This window comes from Siphonobacter curvatus (genome assembly GCF_002943425.1).
In the GTDB taxonomy this organism is placed as follows: domain Bacteria; phylum Bacteroidota; class Bacteroidia; order Cytophagales; family Spirosomataceae; genus Siphonobacter; species Siphonobacter curvatus.
Genome location: NZ_PTRA01000010.1, coordinates 74,777 through 84,407 on the forward strand (window position 1 = coordinate 74,777; position 9,631 = coordinate 84,407).

At 51.0% G+C, this 9,631-nt stretch carries 8 protein-coding genes; 5 read left to right on the forward strand and 3 right to left on the reverse strand.

Going from position 1 to position 9,631, the window contains the following annotated elements:
* The first annotated feature begins 3 nt into the window (after window positions 1-3).
* The 3 genes from C5O19_RS25175 (at window position 4) to C5O19_RS25185 (ending at window position 1,544) form a co-directional block, all read left to right on the forward strand.
* A complete protein-coding gene (locus C5O19_RS25175) occupies window positions 4-564 on the forward strand; it encodes a Crp/Fnr family transcriptional regulator (RefSeq protein WP_104716135.1) in 561 nt (186 codons plus the stop codon).
* Window positions 565-714: 150 nt separating this feature from the next.
* Window positions 715-1,125: a MauE/DoxX family redox-associated membrane protein gene (locus C5O19_RS25180; protein ID WP_104716136.1), complete on the forward strand. Its 411-nt coding sequence runs from the start codon at window positions 715-717 to the stop codon at window positions 1,123-1,125.
* 122 nt (window positions 1,126-1,247) lie between these two features.
* On the forward strand, window positions 1,248-1,544 hold the full coding sequence (locus C5O19_RS25185) for a DUF6520 family protein (protein WP_133163452.1): 297 nt from the start codon (window positions 1,248-1,250) through the stop codon (window positions 1,542-1,544).
* Window positions 1,545-1,677: 133 nt separating this feature from the next.
* Here C5O19_RS25185 and C5O19_RS25190 read toward each other — a convergent pair whose 3' ends face one another.
* From C5O19_RS25190 to C5O19_RS25200, 3 genes are read right to left on the reverse strand one after another with little or no spacing between them, the layout of a single operon-like run.
* On the reverse strand, window positions 1,678-3,024 hold the full coding sequence (locus tag C5O19_RS25190) for a RagB/SusD family nutrient uptake outer membrane protein (protein WP_104716138.1): 1,347 nt from the start codon (window positions 3,022-3,024) through the stop codon (window positions 1,678-1,680).
* 11 nt (window positions 3,025-3,035) lie between these two features.
* Window positions 3,036-6,170 carry a SusC/RagA family TonB-linked outer membrane protein gene (locus C5O19_RS25195; RefSeq protein WP_104716139.1) on the reverse strand — a complete coding sequence of 1,045 codons (3,135 nt, stop codon included), beginning with the start codon at window positions 6,168-6,170 and terminating at the stop codon, window positions 3,036-3,038.
* A gap of 29 nt (window positions 6,171-6,199) precedes the next feature.
* The gene (locus C5O19_RS25200) at window positions 6,200-7,483 is read right to left on the reverse strand and encodes a TlpA family protein disulfide reductase (protein WP_104716140.1); all 1,284 of its coding nucleotides are present in this window, start codon (window positions 7,481-7,483) and stop codon (window positions 6,200-6,202) included.
* Between the two features lie 606 nt (window positions 7,484-8,089).
* Here C5O19_RS25200 and C5O19_RS25205 point away from each other — a divergent pair.
* A complete protein-coding gene (locus C5O19_RS25205; protein WP_104716141.1) occupies window positions 8,090-8,398 on the forward strand; it encodes a helix-turn-helix transcriptional regulator in 309 nt (102 codons plus the stop codon).
* Between the two features lie 78 nt (window positions 8,399-8,476).
* Window positions 8,477-9,631 (forward strand): UDP-glucose dehydrogenase family protein (locus C5O19_RS25210; RefSeq protein ID WP_104716142.1); only part of this gene is annotated, 1,155 nt, incomplete at its 3' end.

A 9,631-nucleotide genomic window follows, 5' to 3' on the forward strand; every position in this document is an offset into this window, starting at 1 on the left:
CTTATGATCACGCTTGCAACGTATCTTAATCAATTACAGCCCTTGAGTGCTGGCTTTTGGCAGCAGATTCAAGTAATGGCCCATATTCAGCACTATCCCGCGGGCCACCAATTAGCGTATCCCGGCTATGCCCGCTCACAACTCTACTTTGTAGAAGAAGGGCTTATTAAAGTCTACACGTATGACGAAGAAACGGGGCTCCCGGCGATTCATCATTTCTTTCAAGCAGGGGATTTTATCATTTGGCCGGCTTCTCATCCGACTTTCCAATCCAATGCACTCTACGTCGAATGCCTGGAACCTAGTCACCTGGTTGGTTTTTCCTACCAGGCTTTGCATGACACGATTCTGCATTCTTCCGAAGCCTTAGACCTAGCTCACCGCATCATTGGGGATATTCTGAGAACGCTAGAGTTTCGCACCCAACTCCTTACGCAATCCACTGCCGGGCGCTACCAACACTTTTGCCAGCGATTTCCCTGTCATCGGCTGAAAAACATAGACATCGCCTCTTACTTACACCTGAGCGTTAGTACCATAAGTCGGTTAAGAAGTCGAATCTAGGGGTTCAGAATGCTCGCTAGCAATGCATTCTCTCTCTTTTAGCACTTTACTTCGTGCGCTAGCACATCCAGTGACTACAATAGCCTTCTTAGCTTTATCCTAACGATTCAAGGCACCCGCCTTCCGGTTTACACTCTTATACCATACCCTATGAATTACGTTCGCGAGCTAGTGCTAGCCCTACTAGTCCTCTTATTTGCCTATGCCGGCGTGAGTAAGCTTTGGGAGGGGCCGGAATTTGAGCGGCAACTAGCTGCCCAGCCCTTGCCAGACTGGTCTAAAACGCCTTTGCGTTACGGCTTACCGCTACTCGAATTAGTTATTGCAGGATGCCTACTCAGCAGGGCTACTAGAGGGGCGGCTCTGGTAGGTTATACCCTGCTGATGGCCCTGCTCACGGGTTACATTGCTCTGGGTCTACTCGGAGTCTTTCCGCAAATGCCCTGCAGTTGTGGTGGCATTCTTCGGGGCATGGGCTGGAAACCCCATTTGTATTTGAATCTCTTTTTTCTCGCTTTGGCCTTCACCAGTCTTCGCTGGCATTATCAGCAAAAGCCTTGAAAGCCCGTTTCCCGGAGTGGGAGTGCTCCGCGCGCTGCGGCCAGGGTACCTGCCTATCCCCTGTATACGTATAGGCTCCTTACTACTTGTACTCCTAGTAATCACTTAAATTGATGTCACTCATGCATGCATCCAAAGTAAGTCTGGCGGGCGTTTTCGCCTTTGTTTTCGCCGCTGGTGCGGCCCTGGCTACCCAGCAGGTTTCTGAGATCAAGTCGGCTTCCACAGAGTGGACCCGGGTTCGCCGGGGAACAACCATTGCTTGGGAGCAGATGAATACTACCCAATCCTGTATTGCCTCGAACCAACTCTGTAAAGCCGTTTTTGCTGAAGGCTATGATCCGAATGAGCATAGCAATCTCGAAAACGAAGCAGCCGCTGAATCGGTGATTCAGGACAATGGCTTTGTATCCCTGTAAGCTTAACTAGTAAACGCTTTTTCCTTAGCTTCCTGACGATTATCCATGACCCACCAACTGGGGGATGATTTGTATCGTCGTCCCGAAGGAAGCTTTTTTACACCCCCGCTTTTATAAGGCGGGGGAGTTTTGTTTAGCGCGGATTCTGAGCAATTCCACTCGCCTGGATTTCCGTCGTGGGAATTGGAAACGTGTAGCGTGGGTCATTGGGTTTGAGCGCATGTCGCTGGCCCTGATCATCCACCCGTTCAAGCGTTTTTTGCCAGCGCGACTCCAGGTTCAATCGCCGCAAATCCGCCCAGCGCAGTCCCCGGGCGACTAATTCCTTTCTTCGCTCCCGCAGTACAAGGTCCAGTACGTCAGAAACGGCACCGAGGCGGTAAGGCTGAAAGTGCACGGCCAAAAAACGGGCCTGTAGCAAGGTGTTTAGATCGGTAAGCGAAGCCTGGTTTTGTCCCAGGCGGGCGTAACATTCCGCCCGGGTAAGCAGGACTTCACCCGTAGTCAAGCTACCGCTAAAACCGCTACTTCCCGAATAACTTCCTTTAAAAACCCGATCGGGCGTAAAAAAGCAGGCACGACGCAGATCCCCAGTTTGATAGCTTGCATACAAACCCGCCTCTAGTTGCGTGCTTTCTTCGTAGTGAAACAAGTAGGGATTAGTTTGACTGTAAAAAATAATTTCGGGGTTTTCCTCCCAGCGCGGCATGGGCCGAACGGCCAGCGTGTCTAACTTTTGATAATCTAATAAAGAAGCCCCGCGTTCCAAACAGGCCGTCGCGTGTACTAAGGCCAGATCGTAACGCCCCATAGTTAGATACACCCGCGCGCGTAGTCCTTCCACGCCCCAGCGGCTTGGGCGTTGCCGGTACACGGAGCGCTCGGCTAAACGAAGGGCCGCTTCATCTAAATCCGATAATACTTGGTCGTAGGCCTGCTGCAAATTACCCCGGCCCACCAGAACGTTTACATTCGCAGTCAGCCGGATGGGAAGACCCAGCTCTTGAGGAGCCGTTTCAGCCTGGTAAGGCGCAGCAAACTGCTGTAGCAGCCCGTACAAGGCAAAGGCCCGGTGAAAATAGGCTTCCCCTTTTAATTGCTCGATTTCGGCCTGATTGTCCGGTGTCACCGGTACGTAAGGAATCCCGTCAAGCACAACGTTGGCAATAAAAATAGCCCCGTACGGTTTATTCCAATCATTTGATGCCTCACTGCCAAAGACGTCGGATTTCCACAGGTACGCCTTTTGCTCGATTTCACTTAGGGACTGGATACTACTGGGCTGTGCAACGAAATCATCGTCGGCTAGCGTATTCAGGCCGGGATAGATGTTTAAATCGCCCGTCGCCATATTATTAAGCAAGGCTCTAAAGTCCGCTACGGTGGTGGGTACCAACAAAGCCTTATTCGGTTTTTCTTCCAAAAACTTACTCTGGCAACCCATTAGCAGACTGCCTAAAATCCACAGGATCTTTTTCATAGGAAAGAAGATTAAAAGGTGAAGTTCATGCCCAGCGCCAGACTTCGCGCGGGCGGAAACCCATCAGGAAACTCCGGATCCAGTCCGCTTTTATCAGCCGTGTAGAGAAGGCCCAGATTCGCCGCGTAGAGATACACTTGTCCTTTGGGGAAACGGTAGCTTAAATTCATGTCCTGCCAGCGCAGGTGATCTCCCTTGGCAGCCAGGATCTCAGCGTTGGCATAAAAACTATCCCGGCTACTACTGAAGGTTTGAGGCCGGGAAGGCACCTGAGTCCAGGCTTCATCACCGGGTTGCTGCCAACGCAGGGCATAATCCCCGTGACTTGCCTTTCCCCCTAACACGTTACCGTACACGACGGAAGTCTTGCGAAAGAAATAACCCAGTCGGTAGGTCAGATTGGCCGAAAGCGAAAAGCGCTTGTAGGAAAGCGTATTACGAAGCGCTCCGTATACGAGTGGGCGTCGGGAGCCGTGGTAGACCAGATCGGTTAAAGGCACACTTACCAGTTGGGAATAGTTCTGGCTCACCTCCCCGTTTAGATAGCCCTGCGGATTGCCCGTCGCTGGATCCAGCCCCGCCCAGGCGTAACTATACAGCGCGTACTGGGGCTTGCCCTCTAAGGGAACATTCGCAGAACCGACAAAGGAGAGGGTACTGGAAGCAGGCCCCAGGTACTTAGTCAGCCAGTCCTTATTGTAGCTGAAGAGAAACGTCGTCTCCCACTTCAGTCGTCGATTGACATTTAAACTCGTCAGCGTCAAATCTATACCCCGGCCCTTCGTATTCGCTGAATTACCTTTCAAGGAAGCCACGCCCGTCTGCGGTGCCAGCGTGGAGGTAGCCATTAAATCCAAACCCTTTTTAGCGTACCACTCCAAACTTCCGACGATACGCCGGTTTTTGGATTGAAAATCCAGCCCGACGTTGGTCATGCCTACGCGTTCCCAGCGAAGCGAAGGGTTAGGCGGATTGGTAATCATCGCGTAAGGTAATCCCGAAGCGGCATCAAAGGACTGGTAGTAGGCTGTGGTGTAAGCCGATACACTTTTATCAATATTTCCGCTATATCCGTAAGTCAGGCGCAATTTGAGATACGGTAAAGCCGAAAGGTGATAAAAGGTCTCTTCGTGCAGGTTCCAGCCCAGACCCAGGGAATACAGAGGAACGCCCCGCTGGTTGGCATCCACGCCAAAAAGATTACTCTGATCGTAACGCGTGCTCGCCGATACGCTGTAGCGCCGGTCGTAGGTATAGGAAGCATTCGTATACAAAGAAAGAAAGCGGTCGACCTGCAGGGTACTCCCGTCCTTATAAGGAATGTAACTGAGCTGGGAAGCCGGGTTAATGGCCGATGCATAGGGCAAAAGGTAGTTCACGGCTTTACTCGTCAGGTGCTCGGCATCGTAGCCGTATAACCGCGCGGAACGCGCGTAGCGCCTCAGCTCAGAAATCTCGCTCCCCCCTAACCAGGAAAGCTCGTGCTTACCTCCCCAGTGCCGCTGATACGCCAGTTGCCCCCGCAGGTTATGACCGGTACTGCGCGCGTTACTCTCATCTAGCATATCTCCCAGCGGAATGGGTAAACTGCCATCGGCCTGCCGAAAGGAATTAATCAGCTTACGCGTTTCGTAGCTTTCCTGCTTTTGCAGGTTCCGCTGCAGCGAAGATCCCGGGGCATATTGGTACTGTAGCGAAGCCGTTAGGCCCGGTAGCACCTGATAACTTAGTCCCAGATTAAGCCGCAACTCCTGCGTTCGCCGGCTATAATCCGCTAGGCGTAATTCCTCTAAGGGCTTATAGTCCCAGGGCAGCGGCTGAGGCGTAAGAACCCCCACCCGGTAATCTTTTGGAATGGCCAGGGGCTGCCCCTGTTCATCCGCCAGCCGGGCATAGGGATTTTTAGATAGCAGTTGCACCTGATTCATGGGCGTGAGCCCGCCATTATTTTGCAGGGTGCGGCCCGCCGTCAGGTAGAATTCTGTCGTCAGGTCGAGTTTTCGCTTGAGAAGGGACCAGGTATTTTTCGCGCTCAGGGTTAGACGCCGGTAGCCATCCCCCACGGCCGTACTGCGATTCTCATCCCAACCCGCGGCTACCCGGTACCGATGCTGAGCAGCCCCTCCCGTCAGGTTTAATGCGTACTGCTGGTTGATGCTGGGCTGGTACAGATACCGCAGGTAGTCCTGGCGTACATCCTGCGTTTTCAGTTGTTCCAGTTGCTGAGCCACCTGCGCCGCCGACAACTTTCCGTCCCGTCCCGCAATGAGCAGTTCCACCACGGGACTCAACACGAGCTTATTGGGGGAAGTCTCCTGACTTCGGTAATAGCCCCTGGTAAACAACTGCTGCTCGTTGGCAATGAAGTCCGCCGAGCTCATCAGCGAAACATAATAGGGATCCGGTTTTTCGCCCACGGTCACGTTCGCCGTCAGCGAAACCACCGGAGCCTGATTAAATTTTCCCTGTTTCGTGGTAATGACGATTACCCCATTGCCGGCTCTTGCCCCCCATATGGAAGCGGCGGCGGCATCTTTTAGGACGGTTACGCTTTCCACGTCGTTGGGGTTGATGGTATTGATATCCCCTTCAAAGGCAAAGTTGTCAATGACAATCAGGGGTTCGGCGCGGGCATTGAGCGTGCTTTGGCCGCGGATTCGGATGGGCGTCTGGGCGTTGGGGCTACTATTCTGCCGAACAAAGGTAAGTCCCGGCACCACGTCAGCCAGCCGGCTAATCAAATCCGTACTGACACTGCGGTTTAACAGCTGCTGATCCACAGTGACAAAGGAACCCGTCGCCCGCTCCTTGGGAATGCGTTCAAAGCCATTAGAAATCACCACCTCGGAAAGTTGACTGGCTTCTTCACTCAGGGCAATGGTTCCCACGTTTGGGCCCAGGGGCACTGGCTTGCTTTGGTAGCCCACGCTGGAAATGATGAGCATACCCGTCTGCTGCGCCGTGCGCAAGGTAAAGCGCCCCAACGAATCCGTCGTCGTTCCCAGGTTGCTATCCTGCAACCGCACACTAGCTCCCGCCAGAGGCTGTAAGTGCGGTAGCGCCACTACGCGCCCCTGGGTAATCAACTGGCAGGTGCCCAGCCCCGGTAGTGCCAGGGCCCACAAAAAAATTAAAATCTGCTTCATGATAAGTATATGGTTAAGAGAAGAAAGGATTAACGGTCGCGAATGATCAAAAAAGGAAGCGTACGCTGTTCGGCGGTGATTTCCAAGTCATAGGGAACCAGTGCCTGATTCAGAGCTTTGAGATCTGATACGGTTGCCGGTAAGTCCAAATCCGTCTTTTGCCGCAGGCCCGTCTCATCGATTAACAGAGCAGGACTGCGCTGGGTATAGTTGATTTGGTAGAAGAGCTGGGCAAAGGAGGCGTTACGTAAGCGGTAGCCGAAGGTATCATGCTGAATCACAGGCTTGCCTCCAGTAGCGGCAGGTAGCTTGTTTTGATCGGAGGTACGGCGCATCACAAAACAGTCCAGAAGTCGCTGTTCTACCCCGGCCTTATACTGCGGAAATAGGCGGGCTAATTCCTGCTGCATAATCGGGTAAAAATCCTTTTGCATGGATTTCGGAACCAGTAGCTCGTAACAGTAGCCATTGCCCGCCTTTTGCCAATCGATGAAATCCTGCCCGACAAGATCGGTCGTCAAGCACGAAGGGTCTTTTACTTCAAAGCGGGTATTAAGCTCGGTAAAAACCTGGGGTCTAACCGAATACGCCGTTTTATACAGCCAACTTAAGCTCTGGTTAGTGCCCAGGTATTTCATGCCGGTGCTATCACGCTTTAAAATAGAGCCGTAAGGCAGACCTGACGTGTGACTCGTGAGCACGGAATGGTAGATGAGGTTCTCTCCTTTGCCTCCGTTATTATTGACTAGAAACGGCAGCTGCCGATCAAACGCTAGCGGCGCCACGTATTCCTGTTGCCTTACGCTGAGCTGACGGCTTTGCAAATACGTTTGAATCGTTTCGGCGGTTACTTCCCTGGGTTCCGTAAAGGCGCGAACGACCCCCGAAGCGTCAATCCACACGTAATGTGGGAGCGAGTTATGCGGAAAAAGCGCGTGTAACAGCGTATCTTCTACGACTTCCGGTCCTTCTATACGTCGCTTGTATTTAGCTTCATATTTAGCCCTGAATGCTTCTACTTCCTTACGGCTTTGACTCGTAACGGAAAGCACCTGCAATTGGCCTTCGAACTGCTTTTCCAGTTCCTGATGCTTTGGGATCATGGCAATGCAAGGGCTGCACCAGGTAGCCCAAAAGTCCAGCAGCACCAGCTTACCTTTTAAGGAAGTAGTGGGTAAGGACTTTCCTTGGTGGTGAAGTACCGTGGGTAAATCAATATTGGGTAAGGTATCTCCTACTGAAAGGGGGTTTCGCTGTGCCAGCAGCGCGCTGGAAAGGCATAGCATTCCCAGCAAACACATGAATGGTTTCATTGTTTGGATGTGATTAAAATCAGGAAAGAAAGGGCAAAGCAGGTGCTGGCGCTTAAGGGGATCTTAAGCGCAAAGGGATACTGCCTAGGGGCGTGCACTCCCCTAGCCTGCTTAAAAGCAGCTATCTAGACTGCGGTCAGTCCGGAGGACAGATAATAAGGGAAAGCATAGACTCCATACCGTGTTGCGTTTAGCTTTTCCTAACAAGGAAAAAGCGGTGAATGGAACGAAGGAATGAGTCTCTTTTCATAAGTCAAGCGCCAAAAGAAGAAAGGAAGGCGTGGAGCTTCACTTATTGCCCTTGAGGTACTGGCATACCTACCACAAATAAGCTAGTCCACGCCAAAGTCGGGTGTTCAGAACTCATTTGTCTCGTGGTAGCGTGAAAAGTGCCAGTTTTCGAGGGCGAGACTTATATAACGAAATTAAAAAGCTAAAAAAGACACTCATACTTCAACTTAGCGATACAAAGATATAAAAAATTGCAAATAACGAAAATATAATTGCAACATTTGCAATTATATTTTCAAATACATCCATTATATACTGATTTTCAATAATTTACAATACTATACATTTGCAGCCAAACGATATCACCAAATTGAAATGGCTGAAAATAGAATAAAAGCTATCCTAGCTGAAAAGAAAATAAATAGCGTATTATTAGTAGAGTATTTACATAAAGATGCTAGTACTATATCTCGGTGGTGCAATAATAAGAGTCAACCTCATGTAAATGATTTATATAAAATAGCTGAATTTCTAAAAGTTGATATAAGAGACTTACTTGTAAAGACAGAATGGGATACAGGGCCATCACCTGCAGAAGTATTGAAAACGAAAAGAGAAGAAATTAAAATGGCTAAGAAAAGCAAAAAAGATAAACCTAAAAAACGTAGTGCAAAACTTGATTGATTCGATATATAATAAATCGTTAACCAGCTTGATTGTTTAAAATATCAATTATATTTTCATAAACTTTTCCGCCACACTATGAAATTAGCCGTTGTAGGCACCGGATATGTAGGCCTGGTTACAGGCACGTGCTTTGCTGAAACTGGAAACCAAGTGACCTGCGTCGACATCGACGCTCGCAAAGTTGAGAAGATGCGTAGCGGCATCATTCCCATTTACGAACCCGGTCTGGAAGAACTCTTCCTGCGCAACACCAACGAAGGTCGCCTTCAGTTCACGACTTCCCTTGCGGAAGGCATCGAAGGAGCCGAAGTCATCTTTTTGGCCCTGCCCACCCCTCCCGGTGAAGATGGTTCGGCCGATCTCAAATACATCCTGGGCGTAGCCAAAGATCTGGGACCTCTTTTGAAGCAGTACGCCGTCATCATTGACAAATCGACGGTACCCGTGGGCACGGCCGAGAAAGTACGGGCGGCCATTGCCGAGAACGCTACCGTCGACTTCGACGTGATCTCCAATCCCGAGTTCTTACGCGAAGGCGTAGCGGTAGAGGACTTCATGAAGCCCGATCGCGTAGTCATTGGAACCTCATCGGAGAAAGCCAAAGCGGTCATGAACCGGTTGTACGCGCCGCTGGTGCGGCAGGGCAACCCCATCATCTTCATGGATGAGCGTTCGGCCGAGATGACCAAGTATGCGGCAAACGCGTTTTTGGCCGTCAAGATCACGTTTATGAACGAGATTGCTAACCTCTGCGAGAAAGTAGGAGCCAACGTCGATGACATCCGTCGCGGCATTGGTACCGACAGCCGGATTGGCAAACGCTTTTTGTTTGCCGGGATTGGTTACGGTGGGTCATGCTTCCCCAAAGATGTGCAGGCCCTGCACAAGACCTCCCAGGATTACGACTACGACTTCAGTATCTTACAGTCGGTGATGACGGTCAACGAAGATCAGAAGACCAAGCTCATTCCGCACGTACTGGATTATTTCGGTGGGGATGTGAAAGGCAAGACGATCGCCATCTGGGGACTGGCCTTTAAACCCTACACGGACGATATTCGGGAAGCACCGGCACTCTACAACATCCGCGAGCTGATTGCTCAGGGAGCTCACATCAAAGCCTACGATCCCGAGGCGATGGAAAACGTAGCGAATCTTGCGGACATTGGCTCAAAGATCACCTTCACCAAGGATGCCTATTCGGCGCTGGTGGATGCGGACGCGTTGATG

Bases quoted from the DNA above. Each gene is read 5' to 3' on its own strand.
- C5O19_RS25175 (WP_104716135.1), top strand. From the start codon at position 4: ATGATCACGCTTGCAACGTATCTTAATCAATTACAGCCCTTGAGTGCT.
- C5O19_RS25180 (WP_104716136.1), top strand. From the start codon at position 715: ATGAATTACGTTCGCGAGCTAGTGCTAGCCCTACTAGTCCTCTTATTT.
- C5O19_RS25185 (WP_133163452.1), top strand. From the start codon at position 1,248: ATGCATGCATCCAAAGTAAGTCTGGCGGGCGTTTTCGCCTTTGTTTTC.
- C5O19_RS25190 (WP_104716138.1), bottom strand. From the start codon at position 3,024: ATGAAAAAGATCCTGTGGATTTTAGGCAGTCTGCTAATGGGTTGCCAG.
- C5O19_RS25195 (WP_104716139.1), bottom strand. From the start codon at position 6,170: ATGAAGCAGATTTTAATTTTTTTGTGGGCCCTGGCACTACCGGGGCTG.
- C5O19_RS25200 (WP_104716140.1), bottom strand. From the start codon at position 7,483: ATGAAACCATTCATGTGTTTGCTGGGAATGCTATGCCTTTCCAGCGCG.
- C5O19_RS25205 (WP_104716141.1), top strand. From the start codon at position 8,090: ATGGCTGAAAATAGAATAAAAGCTATCCTAGCTGAAAAGAAAATAAAT.